The sequence below is a fragment of the Thalassotalea marina genome (assembly GCF_014656435.1).
Lineage (GTDB): Bacteria > Pseudomonadota > Gammaproteobacteria > Enterobacterales > Alteromonadaceae > Thalassotalea_C > Thalassotalea_C marina.
The window spans coordinates 17,926-35,017 of the sequence record NZ_BNCK01000017.1; the positions used below are offsets into that span (position 1 = coordinate 17,926).

The following is a 17,092-nucleotide window of genomic DNA, read 5'->3' on the forward strand; positions in this document are numbered from 1 at the left end:
GCAGCTACGGACATAAGTTAGCAATAATAATCATAAAAAGGACAATCAATGCAAAAGTCACTCATATTTAGCCTACTATTTTCGGCTCAAGTGTTTGCCAATACTCCACAACAACCCTATGAGCAACTAGAGTTGCTGGCCAAAAAGAAGCAATATTCAAATTTACTTAAAGAAATTGAAAATAACCCAAATCAAACCGATGCCAAGCTGCTGTATTTAAAAATTGGTGCATTGGCTAACTTACAAGATCAGTTAGAGCAAGCAGATGAGTTAGCTGAGAGTGCAATTAAGCAGTTCCCTAATGATGCGCAGCTCCATCGCATCGCTGCTAGCGTAAAATTTAGTTTAGCGCAGCAAGCCAGTATTTTTTCAGCGCCAGGACTTGCTAAAGACGGCTTAGCATTACTGGAGCAGTCATACAAACTCGATCCTAAAGACGACAAAACACTAACTACGTTAATTGGCTTTTATGGTAACGCTCCTGGTATTGTCGGTGGCGACGAAGAAAAAGCGTTAGAAATAGCGGAAAAGTGGCAACAAGAAAACCCTGTCGCCGGCGGCTTGGCTAAAGTAAATCTTTTACGCAAAGAAGAGCGTAACGAAGAAGCAGAGAAACTCTTACAGAAACTCGCTTCGGAAAACCCTGAACACGCTAGCATTAATGCAACTTTAGCGAACAAGGCAAGCAAAGACGAAGACTATCCTTTAGCATTAAGTTATTTAAATAAAGCGGTTGAACACAGTGAAGATGTTTCAACAAAATATGGCTATTTATATGAAATTGGCCGATTAACTGCTGAGCATAAGCAAGAAGCCAAGCAAGGTATTACGGCATTAAATGAGTATATTGCGTTTTACGAAGGTTCAGAAGATGCAAGGCTTGCTTGGGCTAAAGCTAGGCTGGCTAAAATATACCTAAATAACCAACAAAAAGAGTTAGCGAGTCAATTGCTACTTGCAGTAAAACCTGCGGCAGAAGAAGATAAAAACCTGAAAAAAGAACTTAAAAAATTAAACAAACTGCTAAAATCATTAGCCTAGTCGTTAGTTTTGATATTGCTCATCAAACATGAGCAATATCGTACTCTTTTAGCAAGACAACGCTGTGTGTTTGCCATTATGCATTGCTAGTGTGTTCATTAATTTTGGTAAGGTACAGCACTAAACATACACCAATTAAAATAGCCACGTCTGCTACATTAAAAATTCCTGTTCTTAATGTCGAAATGCCCACATTGATAAAGTCAATTACTGCACCGTGATGAACTGCCCTATCGATTAAATTACTCAGGCCGCCAGAAAATATTAAACTGTAACCAATTACTGAAAGGTAATGTTGCCCCTCTTTCATCAGTAAATATGCAAGCAACCCAGCTAGAAACAAACTCACTAAAACAACAAAACACAAAAAGCGCATTTCTTCTGTTAATTGGTTACCTAATCCAAGAAAAACACCAGAATTTTCTACGTAAACAATGCGTATTACATCATAAAAATAGTGATAAACCTGATCCTTGGGCAAGTTATTACTGATTAATGCTTTTGATAATTGATCACAGCCCAAACAAAGCAGTGAAACGATAAATATGGTAAAAATCCGATTGACCCTACCCATTTACCTTTCTCCTTTCTTTATTGAGTTTTTACCATGTTGCTATCTGCACCTGGACTACTGGTAGCACTAAAGGTGGTTTGGCAGCCAGAAACAGCAATAAAGGTCAGTAAAAGTGTGATAAGTTTAATTTTTTTCATGTTAATCCTATTGTTATTATTTGGTCATTATCAAAGTATATTATCTTTAAAAACTTCCTTATGATGATGTTTGTTATCGGACATTCAAATTGTTAATCAGTTCAGTTGTTTATTAAATTTTTTAACCTATTTATTTGCCCTTGAAAAAGCGACCTTCTCTATGCCGTGATCGGGTATCCATTTTTTGTATTGAATAAAGCCATGCTTTTGATAAAGCTTGATCGCAGGCGCATTGGCAGTGGCAGTTTCCACTTTGGCAGTTTGATGTGAGAATGCGGACAAGACATAAACAATAAGTTTACCTGCGACACCTTGTCGAAAAAAATCAGGGTTTACAGTCAAACTCTCTATTTCTAAAACTTGTGCCGTTAATGTTATTTCAACAACGCCAGCCAGTTGGCCTTCTATCAAGTATCCATAAAAAGATGAATGACTGGCTAATATATCGGTAACTTGCCTTTTCAGTGGCGGAAATTCACTTACGCCAATCAAATTAGCTTCAATTGCATAAGATGATTGAAAGACGTTAAAAATTTGCTGTGCAACATTTAATTGCTGGTGGTTTAATAGCGTTATCATGTATTGCCCATTTAGCTATGTGCTTTTACATTTTCTTCGTAGGTTTTTGAAACAGGCACTTCAAGTCCATTAACTAGGCTTAAATTAATTTTTCTACCGTCTTTTTTAGTCGCTAATATCGCCTCATGTGCAACCCACCAAGACCGATGTACTTGACTTCCTGGATAGCCCTTTAGCAAATCAATAGCGTCTTTTAATCGCATTAAAATAAGATGATTACCTTTGTCAGTGTGTACTTTTAAATAATGATCATCCATTTCTAAACAATACAAAACACCACGTTTTTCAATCGGCAATTTATTTATTAACGGCTGTGCAATAGCGCTTGGCGAAATGTCACTTTCAGGCTGGTTTTCAAGCGCCTGCTGCTGTTCTTGAATTAGGTGCTTTTGCTGTTTTAAGTGAGATTTTGTCGCTGCAGCTATCGTTAATATCCCACCGATGAGTAAACTAGTAAAAAATGAAGGAACAATAAAATGCCAAAATCTATCAAAAGCATCAAAGAAAAGGCCAATAATGATTTGAGCGACAAATGCCATTATAAAACTGGCAATTAATGTAGAAATTGTCAATATAAACCACTGCTTGTTTCTTAATGTCATTGGTAGCTGCTTGCTCAGTTGTACTTCTACAAATTTGATCACCACGGTAAAAATACAATAACCACTTAAACAGATACAAAGCCAAAAACTCCATGCATACAGCCAAGGCGTTTCTACCATGCCAAATGGCTGTAAAAAAGTAATAAAACTCGCAAAAACAGCCACTAGTATAGAATCTGATACAAAGTCCTTTTCAAGCAACTTTTTTATTAATGGTTGATTTTGTTGTGTAATTTCACGATTCGTCAAAATAACATGACCTATATTTGTTTAATTCACGAATTTTTCGCTAGGGTTGGCGAAAACTCACTGGTTTGATTTATCTGCTCATTTTATCGTGTCGTGCAAATCTCGCAATCAACAAATTTAACACACCGTTAACTTTAGGAGTTCAACATGAAAAGAATGACATTACTGACTACTTTATCTTTAGCTTTTGCATCAAACATAGCGTTAGCAAATAGCGTGACCTTTACTATCGAACAAGTAAAAAATGATAAGGGCACAATTTTAGCGCAACTATTTAAAGGGGCGACTAATTACAAAGCAGGCAAGGCAGTTTCTGCACAACAGGTTAAGGCTAAGCAAGGTTCTATTAGTATTACCTTCAATAACTTAGAGCCTGGTGAATATGCGATTCGATATTTTCACGATGAAAACAATAACGGTAAATTAGAAACCAATATGTTTGGCATGCCTACAGAGGGCTATGGCTATTCAAACAATGCTAAAGGCAATTTTGGCCCAGCAGATTACAATGACATGAAGTTTACCGTGTCAACCACTCCTATTACCACTCAGTCAACTGTTAGTTATTAGGAGGCCGTGATGGAGCGCAGACAATTATTAAAAACCTTAGCGGCAGGAACTGCACTTACTGCGGTTCCATTAAAAGGCTTTGCAGGCCAAGCGATAACATCATCTAAAGATTCATTAGCGGTAACTAAGCAGTTGTTTGACAAAGCGTTAAGCTCTGCACCGGAATTAATCGGTTTTAAGGGCGCAACCAAGCCGTTTAACAAAACAGCATTGACTATTGAAGGAAACATCCCAAAAGATATCCAAGGGTGTTTTTATCGAAATGGTGCCGCGCGCCATGAACGAGCACAGCAGCGTTATAACCACCTTTTTGAAGGTGATGGCATGATCCAAGCTTTTCATTTTGAAGAGGGTAATATTTATCATCAAGGCCAGTTTGTTCAAACATCAAAATTTAAAAAAGAAGAACAAGCCGGCAAGTTTTTATATTCCGGCCCCGATAGCCAAATCCAAGGTGCACTTCCAGTCTCTAGCCCTGACGATATCAACACTGCCAATACAAATATTATTTCGGTTGACGGCAAACTTTGGGCGTTATGGGAAGCTGGCTCTCCCGTTGCCCTTTCAGCCGATACTTTGCAAACACATGGCGTGGTGAATCTTGGGGAAAATAGCCGATTTGGCAACAAGCTTAAAGGTCTTGCATTTTCTGCTCATCCCAAAATTGATCCTAAAGGTGATATATGGAATTTTGGCTTTTCTCCTTCGGGCCACATTGTGTTGTTTCATCTTAACGCTAAGGGTGTCACACAAAATGTAAACATGATTAAAACCAATTATAAAGGGGCCATGTTGCACGACTTTTTAATTACTCATCGACACATTTTGATCATTTTGCCCTCTTTAGTATTGGATAGAACTAAATCAGGATTTTTTGGTGCCATAAATTACGATGCAAATTTGCCAATGGACGTACTCGTCATTGACAAAGATACACTGACATTAAAACGACAATACAAGGTTGCCCCGGGATTTGCCTTTCATTATGGCAATGCATGGGAAGAGCCAAACGGAACCATTCATTTTGACGCCTGTTTGTATCGCGATGCAAACGCCTTGCACTTTATGAAAAACATTATGCAAGGCGATCAAATGGCTGGCGTTGCGCCGGCAAAAACGACACTTTACAGCCTATTCCCTGATGGGAAATATAAAGAAGAGCAATTAGAGGGAAGCGCTGACTTTCCACGAATTCATCCGTCTAAAGTCGGGATTAGGAATCAATATTTGTATAGTACAGGTTCAACAGAGGTAGAGTTTTGGTTCGATTCTGTGTCACGTACTAATATGGGAAGTGGAAAAGTCGATAAATACGTTTATGGCAAAGACTTTGTCGTAGAAGAGCATATTCCTATTGCTACAGACGAAAATGAAGATAACGGCTATTTAATGGGCACTGCTTTGCACATTCCAACTAAACGCACCTGTTTAAATATTTTTCATGCTAACGATATGTCCCAAGGGCCGATTTGCCGAGCATGGCTGCCCTATCATATTCCATTGGGCTTTCATGGTAACTTTGTTGCTAAAAGTTAAGAGTTACCTTCTACTCCCTAAAGTCTTTGAATTTAGGGAGTTCATCATTTGGCTCAAACCAATCGACTTTAGAAGATAAATAAATATGTGCATTTGGCGCTACATGTTCGATAACATCAAATGCTGCAAGCGCAATTTCAATCGTTTTATCTTGTCGATTATAGCGAGATTCAAAAATCAGACTTGACCCACAACACTTGCAGAATTTTCTTACAGTGCCATTGGCTGCTTGGTAACTTTGTAACAGCTGTTCGCCAGCTGTAACAGTAAAATCTTCTAGTGATACTTCTGCGTAGGTTGAAAACGCTGCACCATGAAATTTACGGCACATAGAGCAATGGCAATGGGCAACTGCCGGCAGAAACTTAGTTACTTTAAATTGAACTTTTCCACATAAACAGCTGCCTTGGTTCACGGTGTTATCCTGCGTGTTTTGTAGAAAGTGAATCAGAGCCAAACTGAAAACCTTCAACGACAGTTACTGCGACTTCCATACCGTCAACGGTCCACTTATTACTTAACTCGTTAAATAATACTCTGGCAATTAATGTTTTTAATGAACCGTCATCATAACTGACAATCATGTTGCAAATATGATTGTGTATTGGTTGATAATCAGGAATGGCAACATGTACTGGCTTAATTTGCCTACCAATAAGCGTCCGTCGTTTATACCAATCCTTATGAATTATATCGAATTTCCTTGCCATACTACTGTCCTTTTTGTTACTACGATTAGGCAATGTTTAATATAAATTACATTGCAGGGTTTAACTACCCTGCTCTGAGTCATCTATTTCTGAAATGGGTTTAGCTTGCTTCCTTTTTAATACCGGTAATTCTCCAGCATCTTGTGTAAAGTTAATTTTCTTTACCTTTTTGTTTTGAGTTTTAGTTGGCTCAGATTTCTTTTTAACTTTTTCATTTTCTTTAGTTTTATCCGAAGCTGCCTTTTTAGGCTTTAAGCCTTTAAATGATACTTTGATGCTAGGGATGTCAGAAAAAGTAAATGATTGTTGTAAGAAATCTTCTATATTTTTATAGCTCCACCAATCTTTCGGCCCAACTAATGAAATAGCGTCCCCTTTGTTACCTGCACGACCAGTGCGTCCAATGCGGTGCACAAATTCTTCACAGTGCTTTGGTAGGTCAAAATTTATTACGTGCGACACTTGGTTTAAATCGAGTCCACGCGATGCAAGATCTGTGGTAACCAATATTTTGTATTGGCCTTTGGCAAAACTTTCCATGATTTGGTTACGTTTGGCCTGAGATAATTCACCACTTAACGCTAAGGTACTTTGCCCTTTAGCTGCTAAAGCTTGGGCTAGCCTGTCGGTATCACTGCGCGTTGCAGTGAATATAATCATCTGCTGAAATGATTCATGTTCAATAATATGCTCAAGTAACGCTTCTTTTTGCACTAAATCGTCGGCGAGATAAAAACGCTTGCTAATGTCTTTATGCTCTGTGTGTGCTGCGCCTACCGCTACTCTTTTAGGGTTTTTTAACAGCTTTTTACCAAACTCGTTAACTTGCGCATGATCTAACGTTGCCGAAAACATCAAAGTTTGACGTTTACGATGATCAGCTCGCTCGTTAATTAAATTGAGCTCTTTAGCAAAACCAAGATCTAACATGCGATCGGCTTCGTCTAAAATTAACATCTCTAAACCTTGAAGGTATAGATGCCCTTTAGTGAGATGATCAGCCAAGCGCCCAGGGGTGGCCACAACAAAATGAGGATCTTTTTCAAGCGCTTTTACTTGGTCATTAAAGTTTTCGCCACCAAGAATCAGCACAGCCTTAAAACTGCTACCACTGGTAAACATTTTTAACTGACCAAACACTTGTTTAGCCAACTCTCGTGTTGGCGTTAAAATAAGTACGCGAGGGTCTTTTTTAGACAATGCTTTATTGCGACTGACGCGCTGCATTGCTGGAAGAATAAAAGCTAGAGTTTTACCCGAGCCAGTTTTACTCGACGCGATTAAATCATGCCCTTGCATGGCAAGTGGGATCGCTTCGTATTGAATTTGGGTTGCCTGTTCAAAGCCTAAGTGCTCAACGGCTGACATTAATCGTTTGTCTAAGCCAAAGTCGGTAAATTGCAAAATGTTTCCTTTGATATTGCTAAACTGGCGCTATTATAACTCGTTACAAAAACAGATGCCTTTGCTATTTACCTTTTTCATGAAAAAGCTACTATCAAGTAACCTAAAAAAGAGAGAATAATAATGATAAAACTTAAATCTTTTGTTGCCACCACAGCTTTTCTTGTACTAAGTCAGTATACGTCAACTGCCATCGCCAATGATGCATCACCTGCAATGACACCGATTAATAATATGTTTGATGCCATGCGAGAACATGACGGTGAAAAACTTTTAGCTCAGTTTGTTGAGGGTGCAATGCTAGAGCGAGCCCATAAAGATAATTCGATAAAACAAACAGAGTTAGCAAAATTTGCGGCTTTTGTTAGTCAAACAGACAAACATTTGGATGAACATTTGTTTAATGTCACCATTAAAACCAGTGATAATTTGGCCAGTGCATGGACACCTTATGCTTTTTATTTAGATGGCAAATTAAGCCATTGCGGTGTAAATAGCTTTCAGATGATTAAACAAAACAACCAATGGAAGATTCGTTATCTGATTGATAATCAACATTTAGGCGACTGTACTACTTTCATTGAAAACCATAAAAAAACGAGCAACTAGTGCTCGTTTTTTTATGGCTGTTGCTTTGTTATTCGTTACTGGAAATGGTCATTTCAGCAATTTTATTGGCTTCTATATCGGCCTCTTTAAAATGCAGAGGTCGCAACTGAGGCTGCATTGAATACAATAGTGATTGATCAGTATTGTGCTCTTCCCCATATGCTCTGTTTTGCGAATAGCTCAATAAGCCACGAGCTACAGGTCCTTCATCGGTAAAGTTAACAACACTCATCCAGCTACTACCATAACCGATATGATAACCTTGCGCAGCGGTACTTAAAATTGAACTAGCGTCTTGCGCTGGGTATACGTGTCTCGGATTTAACGTACCATCGTTGCCTGTACGCGAAGTAAAGACGTTAAAACCACCTTCTATGTTATGAGCTCCTGCCCATGGAATTTTGTCACCAGAAGGCTGACCATTTGGCAGACTGCGTTCAACAAATTGCACTTGGCTTAATTTCGCATCAAGCGCAATACCAGCTGCTTCTACTTTAGTGATCGCGGTAGCAAATTGCGCTAATACTGTATCATTTTTAATTAAAGTATTAGGCGTAGTTAACGGGCTTTCAGCGTCAAATGGCACATTCCACTGTGGATCAGTGGCAAACTGGAAGGCAAACTCTCTAAACAGATGAGCTGCTACGCTGTCGTTATTCATAGTGCCGTCCCACATGGCTAATGCAGAGCACCCCTCACTAATATCTACGCCATTTACCGGCGTACTACCTTTAGCACTACAAGCCGCTAATAAATCGGTTAAAACCGCTTCCCCTAAATAATTTCGGTTGCCGACCAATGCCGATTCAACTTCCATCGGTGAAAATAGCCCATCGTCACCTGCCGCGTCTGCTAGTAACTTGTGTGCCATACGTGAGCGCAATGTTTGTTGATTACCTACTTTACCGTACAAAGGTGATACGCCAGTGATTGGCATGCCAGCATTAGTTAACCAAAAGCTATCATTAGAGTTTTGTACATAATCACTACCCTCATATTTTGGTGCTTGCTCATAAGGCACTGCCCCTTCAAAAACGAAGTTAGAAATATGGCCAGGCAAAATAGTAAATCCTGCTGCTTGTTTGGCACCAATTAACAATGGGTTGGTCGTTAATTCGTGAATTGCTGTTGGCGTTAAGTGTGGCACGGTAGAGTCGTCAATATAAAACACGTCACCATTTTTATCTGCTGACATGGTGTTATTAAAGATAACGCCGTCGTAATCTTTAAATGCTTGTTTAAACTCATCTAAGTTTTCAGATACGTTCATTGCTAACCAGTGATCGATAATATCGAAGTTTTTTGCATTAGCATCTTTGACGGCAAACGCACCTGTATCAGTCCATTCAAAATTACCAGGAACGACAATCATTGGTCCTTGTACGGTCGAATAAGTCATTTTGGCTAACTTAATGGTTTGCCCCGGAGCAACAGCAACATCGATCACCAATTCACGTTTATCAATTGGTCTGCGTGTACCATCAATAAGTTGATTATTACCTGGTAAGGTATTATCCATAGCAAGTTGATACACCACAAAGTGCTCAGCGGTTGAGAATGTATGTGTCCATGCAACATTTTCATTAAAACCAATATTTACCACGCCAGGCATACCAGAGAGTGAACCGCCCATGACATTCATATGGCCAGGGATTGTGCTATGAAATTGCCAAAACCTTAGATTACCAGTATGTGGAAAGTGTGGATTGGCTAATACCATGCCTTTGCCATTTTCAGTTTTGTCTTTACCCAAACCCCAACCATTTGAACCTAAATCCATTGGGTTCTTCTCGGGCAAACTAACTTTGGGTTTGACTGACAAAGGTGCAGAAGAGGCACTGGCGACTTTAGGATACGGTAAATAGCTTTCCCCAGGAGGCGCAGCTAAGAACATAGGACCTAAAAAGTTAGCAGCTCCCGGCAGTAAGGCAATACCTAATGAATACGTTAAAATGTCGATATGGTCAATCGGCTGCACCCAAGGTTGTCCTGCACAGGTGGCATCAATTTGAGCACCGGTATCTGCAAGGTATTTGTTATAACCTGCGGCATAACCCATCAACAATGCTCGGCTGTTGTCTGACATGCTGTTGAAATGGGTTTGTGCTTGATGGCGAATATCTAATGTCAAATAACCAAAGTCATTAATCAAATGCTCCGAATCTCCTGAGCCCGGCACCATGTCGGGTCCGAAGTATTTAGATCGTTGCGAATTATATTTAACGATTTGGTCGGCTAATACGCAGATATTGTCTTTAGCAAAAGCATAGCCAACGCCATACGCTAAACTTTCAAGGTTGTCTGCCGTTACGTGTGGAACACCATAATCTGTCCAGCGAATGTTAGCAGTAAGATTACCGTCTGGAGCAAAACTCGGTATAGGTGAAGGTGTCTCAGGTGTTACTACAGGTGGTGGTTCAGGAGGTTGGTATGTACTGCTACTTTCATATTTATGGTCGTTTCCACATCCATATAAAATGCTAGAGATAGAAATCAAGGTTATCGATTTCGCAATTTTGGTTTTGGTAAAATTCACGTGCTAGCTCCCCATTTCTGCTTATTTTTATCGGTATTATTTTTATCTGATCGTACCAGTATGTAGCATAGAAAAAGCTATTTCACAATGGAATCAAGTTAACCAAATGAGCATTTTTTATGCATTTACTGATGTATTATTGCTCTACAGAACATTTAATTTAAGCTATTGTTCTGGTTAACCAGTTTTTTAAAAAATTTAAAATATTCGCTTAAATTTTTCGAAAAAAAAGGCTCCTTAAAGGAGCCCTATCTACAAAGACAAACTTTTATTAGCTATTGGCTTTTCTTTCTTCAATTACCGCCAATGCCATATCAATGCGAGCTAACACTTTTTCTTTTGGTAAAAGCTCTAAAGTAATATCAAGTGATGGCGAGTTGCCTGCACCCGTTGCCGCAACTCGAAGTGGCATTCCTACTTTACCCATACCAAGCTCTAATTCTTCAGCTGTTGCGTTAATCGCTGCATGGATAGGCTCAGCTTTCCATTCTGCTAGAGCACTGAGCTTTTCTTTAACTAATTGCAATGGTGCTTCTGCTACAGGGCGTAAGTGCTTTTTAGCTGCAGTAGCATCAAACTCAGTGAAGTCTTCAAAGAAATAACGTGAAATTTCTGCCATTTCTTTTAATGTTTTAACGCGATCAGCTTGCACTGTTACTACATCAGCTAATGCTGGGCCATTTGCTGTATCAATGTTTTGATCTTTCATGTGCCATTCAAGATGTTCAGCTACATAGCTTGGCGCTAGTGTTTTCATATAATGCTGATTTACCCAAATTAGCTTATCAGTATTAAACGCTGACGGTGCACGGTTACATCCTGTTAAATCAAAGAGCTCAATCATTTCTTCGCGAGAGAATATTTCTTGATCACCGTGTGACCAACCTAAGCGCACTAAATAGTTAAGCAATGCTTCCGGCAAGTAACCTTCATCACGATATTGCATCACAGATACGGCACCATGGCGCTTAGACAAACGTTTACCATCGTCACCCAGAATCATTGGAATATGAGCATATTCTGGTAATGGAGCGCCTAATGCAGCAAGAATATTAATTTGACGTGGCGTATTATTAACATGGTCGTCACCACGAATGACATGTGTAACACCCATGTCCCAGTCATCAACAACTACGGTTAAGTTATAAGTTGGTGAGCCGTCTGAGCGAGCAATGATTAAGTCGTCTAGTTCTTGGTTTGAAATAACAATTTCACCCTTAACTAAATCTTTAATGACCACATTGCCATCAAGTGGATTTTTAAAACGAATCACGTAAGGCTTATCTTCTGGATAATCAGTGCGTTCACGCCACATGCCATTGTACTTTTCTTTTTCGCCTTTTGCGCGAGCTTCTTCACGCATTGCTTCAACTTCTTCTTGTGTACAGTAACAACGGTACGCATTACCTGACTCTACAAGTTGTGCGATAACTTCTTTATAACGGTCAAATCGGTGAGTTTGGAAAAATGGACCTTGAGTCCAAGGAAGATTTAGCCAATTCATGCCGTCCATAATTGCGTCAACAGATTCTTGAGTTGAACGCTCTAAATCTGTATCCTCAATACGTAAAATAAAATCGCCACCGTTCTTTTGTGCATATAACCAGCTATATAAAGCGGTTCTCGCACCACCAACGTGTAAATACCCTGTAGGGCTTGGAGCAAATCGCGTAGTCAAGCTCATGAAAATCTCACTAAATCTGATAAAGGCTTTATTGTTAAAACCGACTGTAATTGTGGCGCTATTTTAGCAGGCAAACAGCGTGTGTACACCTTGAAAGTATTTTGCTTTACAAAAAAGATCGTTAATCGAGCAATGTGTTGATTAATTCGGCATTCAGTTCAAATTCATGAAAAAATATAAGATTTTTACAGATATTGTATTGACAGCTTTTTGGATCAACCTATAATACGCCACCACAGAGACGGACGGTTAGCTCAGTTGGGAGAGCACCGCCCTTACAAGGCGGGGGTCACTGGTTCAAGCCCAGTACCGTCCACCACGTTTCTGTTTCAGTATATTCTGGACGGTTAGCTCAGTTGGGAGAGCACCGCCCTTACAAGGCGGGGGTCACTGGTTCAAGCCCAGTACCGTCCACCAATTTTCAGAATATACGCCCATTTGATTTGGACGGTTAGCTCAGTTGGGAGAGCACCGCCCTTACAAGGCGGGGGTCACTGGTTCAAGCCCAGTACCGTCCACCAAATCAAATACTTTATGACCCGGACGGTTAGCTCAGTTGGGAGAGCACCGCCCTTACAAGGCGGGGGTCACTGGTTCAAGCCCAGTACCGTCCACCAAGTCATAAACCATCACGACCCGGACGGTTAGCTCAGTTGGGAGAGCACCGCCCTTACAAGGCGGGGGTCACTGGTTCAAGCCCAGTACCGTCCACCAAATATTTCGTATAAAAATCTTTAAATAATATACTTGTAAGTCCGGTGCAAGCACCTTCTACTCTTAACAACCCGTGCCAATCACTGGTTCAAGCCCAGTACCGTCCACCAAAAATCATTCTAAATGATTTCGAACCAAGCTTTAATTTAATATATTTTCTCAAATGTCGCGTGCGTAAGTTCGGTGCAAGCACCTTCTACTCTTAACAATCCGCGCCAATCACTGGTTCAAGCCCAGTACCGTCCACCAAAAATCATTCTAAATGATTTCGAACCAAGCTTTAATTTAATATATTTTCTCAAATGTCGCGTGCGTAAGTTCGGTGCAAGCACCTTCTACTCTTAACAATCCGCGCCAATCACTGGTTCAAGCCCAGTACCGTCCACCAAAAATCTTCTGAATGATTTCGAACCAAGCTTTAATTTAAAATATTTTCTCAAATGTCGCGTACGTAAGTTCGGTGCAAGCACCTTCTACTCTTAACAACCCGCGCCGATCAATGGTTCAAGCCCAGTACCGTCCACCAAAAATCTTCTGAATGATTTCGAACCAAGCTTTAATTTAAAATATTTTCTCAAATGTCGCGTACGTAAGTTCGGTGCAAGCACCTTCTACTCTTAACAACCCGCACCAATCAATGGTTCAAGTCCTTTACCCTACGCCGTACAATCCTTAGTTTTATGTTGAGGTGCTTTTTTCGTAAAACCATATTTAATATTTCTTTCATCTTATTGAAATACGTATTTTTTTGTAAAAATAAAAATTAAGCTTTTTTACAAATGGAATACTTTTTTTCACAACTTACACATGATTTCGTACTTATAATGCCTGCAGATTAAAAACTAAGTGTGCAATTTAATTTATTTTTGAAAGGATTTTCTAATGACAAAATTTGCTTATCTTATAGTGCTATTGATAGCGCTAACTGCTTGTGGGGGAAGTTCATCAGACGACTTCAAGGACGTGACTGAATCGGAAGTTGATTTTAGTTTTATCAACAGTACAGATCTTATGATGGATTTTCACATAAGACGAGATGACCTATTCGATGATGATGACGAGAACAAACTTTTTAGAAGTTCATACAATGTAGCAGATAACATCCCTACTGCTAGTGTGAGTACAACTTATGACTATGAATACAAAAACATAAATAATGCTATTCATATTGGTGCCATTGATAGTAATAGTTTGCATTACAATGCAAAAAGTAAAACAACCCTTTCTGCAGGTAAAAAATACTGGGGGGTTATATGGAAGGACTACAATGAACTACAGTTTGATACTTTTCGACAAAAGCGCAAAGAACAAGCAAATGTTTATAACGTTCGTATATTTTCCAATGTAAATGCCCACGTCTATACAAATGGAACGAATAATATTGCTACGACGCTGGAAAAAGGGAAAGTATCAGATTTCATGCAGATAAACCAGTGTGCAAATAGTTTAATCGTTGACGATACCGAAATAGACCTATGTAGCGTTAATGAGGGGTATTCTTATTTAGTTGTTTACAATAACCATGGCGAAACTATTATCACACGAGAATAACTTAGCGGGCCAATGTAGCTAGCTGTTTTCTTTCCAACAGCTAGCAATTCACGTATTTATTTAAGCTTGGCATTCATCATTTAAATTTTGATTTGCTTTTCGAAATTCACTTGGAGATTGGCCGACAAATTTTTTAAAGGCGTTATAGAATGTGGATTTAGCATTAAAGCCTGAATCCATCGCTACATCAATCACCGAACGACTTCTATGTTTGATTAACAAACGTTTAGCTTCTTCTATCCTATGTGTATTAACATAATCGTAAAAGCATTGCTTTCCTACATGATTGATCGCATTTGATACTAACACCTCAGGTAACTGACAAAGTTTAGAAAGCTCAGCTAACGTTAGCTCATTATTGAGATAACTCTTTTGCTCGATAAAAAGTTGTTCAATATGCTTAAACGCAGCGGTTAGCTCCTGACCTGGTAAATCTTGTATTTGTTTTTCTAAAGGTTTGTCTTCAATGGATTTTTGTTTACTGATGTCTGGCATTAATAAAAAGACAACGGAGGCAATAATCAACAAATAATGTACGTCAGGCATTAATTGGCTAAGCAGTTTAAATTGCTCAGCAACAGGTGAAAGACAGATAATAATTGCCATAATGACCATAAACCCTGCCCACAACTTTAACCAGCTTAAGTCATGATTTAAGAAGCTTGAAAAGTGTTGTTTCACACCTTGTTGATATGTTGACAAGTCAGCTAACACTTTAAAAACATATGGTAACAAAGTCGCCAAAAACAAAAGACTGAACGTCACTTTTACACTGCTATTATTGTTAAACATTTCAGAACTGATAAACAACGAGACTATAAAGAACGTAAACGCAGGCAAAAAATGTAGGTAGAAGTATCCTCGCCTATTTTCCGAATTGGAAGTCATCGCTTGTGCGTAAAAATAGGTTAAAGGACCTATTGTTAAATTCAATGATGTAATCAACTTTTCCCACAGAGCGCTGTTATTAAAGATAAGAGCATTTAAAAATAAAAATTCATCAAATAACAAAAGGGCTAATACTAAAAAAAGTGACGCTAGCCATTTATTAGTATTAGTGTTTTTATTCAATTCAATTGTTAATAAAGTACGTGTCGCCAAGATCAGAAACAAACAACTAGCGATAAGGTGAGGAATACTCTGTAATTCAATTTTCATATTTTTAATATAGGGAGACCATGCTCCCTCTACTTCCAATTATCTGCTAAATTCTATAGAGTTAGACTTATCACCAGATAATATAACGATGCCATAAATCATTAAAGGGAAACAGATGATTATTGCTGGTAACGTGTCAATAAAAGATGCAGCTGCCGGTTCGTTAGGAGCAGATGTTAAAAAACCCATAATATTGATTGCAGCATGAATTATCATCAAAGGTACTAATGAACGAGTGCGCAAGTAACAAGCAGCAAAGCCCATCCCTATAAAGGTTGCATAAATTACTTGTCCCGTAATCACGCCTATTGTTTCTGGCTTTTCAAATACATTGACAAAATGTACTAACCCAAACAGCAAAGATGACAATAAGGCAGCCTTTAACGGGATATTTTTGTGTTCACGCTTTATGAGATAATCAAACAAGATAACTATCACTATCCCCCGACATAGTATTTCTTCCAAAGAGCCGGTAAACATATTTGATAATAGCCCAACAACTAAATCTTGATTCGAATGCGGATAAAGCTCACCGATATTTATCAAGATATAGGCACATGGTAACAAAAACAGATACCAGCGCTTAAAAGACAAATGACTAAACCAATATATTCTGCTCCATAAATTAAGCTTTACAACAACATATAAAACAAATACTAAACCAACAAAGTTTTCAAAAAAATTTTGCGTTACAGTATTAATTGTATATAGCGAAGTTAACTCACTACCTACACGCTGAACGATTACAGCAATTAGATATAAAATAATAATTTGAATAATCGGAGACACATTTAATTTGGACACCGATGTTTTCATTTCACTGCTTACTTTTGTCATACGCTTTTCCTCTTATTAAAATTGACACTAAGCAAGCCGCTATCATTCATGGTGTAAGGTTAGTTGTCGTCCAACTAACCTAGATGGACGTCTTTTTAGGCTATCAGAAAAGTAGGATGGGTTATTTAAGGCTGTTAAATCGTTAAGGCTAAATGAAACCTCTTTTTAATGACCAGGGGGTTACCAGAGCTCATTCGGTTAAAGAGGGCCAACAAGAAATTGTTCATCTTGGCTCTTTTTAACCCTACTGACGTGAATGGATTCACTAATGTCGTGGTGCCATGGATGGCAAGGAACGACCAAGTGAGAGTACTCTATAAATTTTGTCGATAAAAAAAGGCCGTCTGTGAAGACGGCCTTTTCTTTGGAATAAAAGCTTAGCTCAGATCCGGGATTTCGCAGAGCTCAATCCGCTCATCAGGGATTGAATAAAACTATTTATTCAATCTTATCCTGCTTCGCCCTACTCTCGTGAGAGTACTCCATAAATTTTGCCCATTAAAAAAGGCCGTCTGTGAAGACGGCCTTTTCTTGGAATAAAAGCTTAGCGATGTCCTACTCTCACATGGGAACTTTCTACAACGCTATTGTCGCTAAGCAT

Annotated in this window: 15 protein-coding genes and 5 tRNA genes; 10 read left to right on the top strand and 10 right to left on the bottom strand. The window is 38.9% G+C overall.

Features of this window, described 5'->3' with window-relative positions; genetic code table 11:
* The first annotated feature begins 48 nt into the window (after window positions 1-48).
* The gene (locus IE199_RS21510) at window positions 49-1,041 is read left to right on the top strand and encodes a tetratricopeptide repeat protein (RefSeq protein WP_189774946.1); all 993 of its coding nucleotides are present in this window, start codon (window positions 49-51) and stop codon (window positions 1,039-1,041) included.
* A 76-nt stretch (window positions 1,042-1,117) separates the two neighbouring features.
* Here the strand turns inward: IE199_RS21510 and lspA are convergent, their stop codons facing one another.
* The 3 genes from lspA to IE199_RS21525 all read right to left on the bottom strand — a co-directional run bounded on the left by lspA (window position 1,118) and on the right by IE199_RS21525 (window position 3,182).
* A complete protein-coding gene (gene lspA / locus IE199_RS21515) occupies window positions 1,118-1,615 on the bottom strand; it encodes a signal peptidase II (RefSeq protein WP_189774948.1) in 498 nt (165 codons plus the stop codon).
* Window positions 1,616-1,878: 263 nt separating this feature from the next.
* Window positions 1,879-2,331 (bottom strand): GNAT family N-acetyltransferase, encoded by a 453-nt coding sequence (locus IE199_RS21520; protein WP_189774950.1) that lies wholly within the window; start codon window positions 2,329-2,331, stop codon window positions 1,879-1,881.
* A gap of 11 nt (window positions 2,332-2,342) precedes the next feature.
* Entirely contained in the window at window positions 2,343-3,182 is an 840-nt protein-coding gene (locus IE199_RS21525) for a LytTR family transcriptional regulator DNA-binding domain-containing protein (protein ID WP_189774952.1), read from the bottom strand.
* Window positions 3,183-3,329: 147 nt separating this feature from the next.
* Here IE199_RS21525 and IE199_RS21530 point away from each other — a divergent pair, with 147 nt between their 5' ends.
* Window positions 3,330-3,752, top strand: a complete 423-nt coding sequence (locus tag IE199_RS21530; RefSeq protein WP_229854904.1) for a DUF2141 domain-containing protein — start codon at window positions 3,330-3,332, stop codon at window positions 3,750-3,752.
* 9 nt (window positions 3,753-3,761) lie between these two features.
* Window positions 3,762-5,288, top strand: coding sequence for a carotenoid oxygenase family protein (locus tag IE199_RS21535; RefSeq protein ID WP_189774954.1), 1,527 nt, complete (start codon window positions 3,762-3,764; stop codon window positions 5,286-5,288).
* A 10-nt stretch (window positions 5,289-5,298) separates the two neighbouring features.
* On the opposite strand, the gene IE199_RS21540 is transcribed toward IE199_RS21535, so the two are convergent.
* The 3 genes from IE199_RS21540 to IE199_RS21550 are packed head-to-tail and all read right to left on the bottom strand — an operon-like array spanning window position 5,299 to window position 7,402.
* Window positions 5,299-5,703, bottom strand: a complete 405-nt coding sequence (locus tag IE199_RS21540) for a GFA family protein (RefSeq protein WP_229854907.1) — start codon at window positions 5,701-5,703, stop codon at window positions 5,299-5,301.
* Window positions 5,704-5,707: 4 nt separating this feature from the next.
* Window positions 5,708-5,998 carry a hypothetical protein gene (locus IE199_RS21545; protein ID WP_189774956.1) on the bottom strand — a complete coding sequence of 97 codons (291 nt, stop codon included), beginning with the start codon at window positions 5,996-5,998 and terminating at the stop codon, window positions 5,708-5,710.
* Between the two features lie 60 nt (window positions 5,999-6,058).
* Window positions 6,059-7,402, bottom strand: a complete 1,344-nt coding sequence (locus IE199_RS21550; RefSeq protein ID WP_189774958.1) for a DEAD/DEAH box helicase — start codon at window positions 7,400-7,402, stop codon at window positions 6,059-6,061.
* Window positions 7,403-7,525: 123 nt separating this feature from the next.
* Between IE199_RS21550 and IE199_RS21555 the strand changes: the two genes are divergently transcribed.
* A complete protein-coding gene (locus IE199_RS21555; RefSeq protein WP_189774960.1) occupies window positions 7,526-8,011 on the top strand; it encodes a hypothetical protein in 486 nt (161 codons plus the stop codon).
* A 28-nt stretch (window positions 8,012-8,039) separates the two neighbouring features.
* Here the strand turns inward: IE199_RS21555 and IE199_RS21560 are convergent, their stop codons facing one another.
* Window positions 8,040-10,547, bottom strand: coding sequence for an acylase (locus IE199_RS21560; RefSeq protein WP_189774962.1), 2,508 nt, complete (start codon window positions 10,545-10,547; stop codon window positions 8,040-8,042).
* 271 nt (window positions 10,548-10,818) lie between these two features.
* The gene (gene gltX / locus IE199_RS21565; RefSeq protein WP_189774964.1) at window positions 10,819-12,231 is read right to left on the bottom strand and encodes a glutamate--tRNA ligase; all 1,413 of its coding nucleotides are present in this window, start codon (window positions 12,229-12,231) and stop codon (window positions 10,819-10,821) included.
* Between the two features lie 243 nt (window positions 12,232-12,474).
* On the opposite strand from gltX, the gene IE199_RS21570 reads away from it, so the two are divergent.
* The 6 genes from IE199_RS21570 to IE199_RS21595 all read left to right on the top strand — a co-directional run bounded on the left by IE199_RS21570 (window position 12,475) and on the right by IE199_RS21595 (window position 14,496).
* Window positions 12,475-12,550: transfer RNA gene (locus IE199_RS21570), tRNA-Val, on the top strand.
* Between the two features lie 22 nt (window positions 12,551-12,572).
* A tRNA-Val gene (locus IE199_RS21575) sits at window positions 12,573-12,648 on the top strand.
* Between the two features lie 28 nt (window positions 12,649-12,676).
* Window positions 12,677-12,752 (top strand) — tRNA-Val (locus IE199_RS21580).
* Window positions 12,753-12,772: 20 nt separating this feature from the next.
* Window positions 12,773-12,848, top strand: a tRNA-Val gene (locus IE199_RS21585).
* Between the two features lie 21 nt (window positions 12,849-12,869).
* Window positions 12,870-12,945, top strand: a tRNA-Val gene (locus tag IE199_RS21590).
* An 882-nt stretch (window positions 12,946-13,827) separates the two neighbouring features.
* Entirely contained in the window at window positions 13,828-14,496 is a 669-nt protein-coding gene (locus IE199_RS21595; protein WP_189774966.1) for a hypothetical protein, read from the top strand.
* Window positions 14,497-14,556: 60 nt separating this feature from the next.
* Here the strand turns inward: IE199_RS21595 and IE199_RS21600 are convergent, their stop codons facing one another.
* Both IE199_RS21600 and IE199_RS21605 read right to left on the bottom strand, forming a co-directional pair.
* Window positions 14,557-15,693, bottom strand: a complete 1,137-nt coding sequence (locus IE199_RS21600) for an AraC family transcriptional regulator (protein ID WP_189774968.1) — start codon at window positions 15,691-15,693, stop codon at window positions 14,557-14,559.
* Window positions 15,694-16,491: a CPBP family intramembrane glutamic endopeptidase gene (locus tag IE199_RS21605; RefSeq protein ID WP_189774970.1), complete on the bottom strand. Its 798-nt coding sequence runs from the start codon at window positions 16,489-16,491 to the stop codon at window positions 15,694-15,696.
* Window positions 16,492-17,092 lie beyond the last annotated feature (601 nt).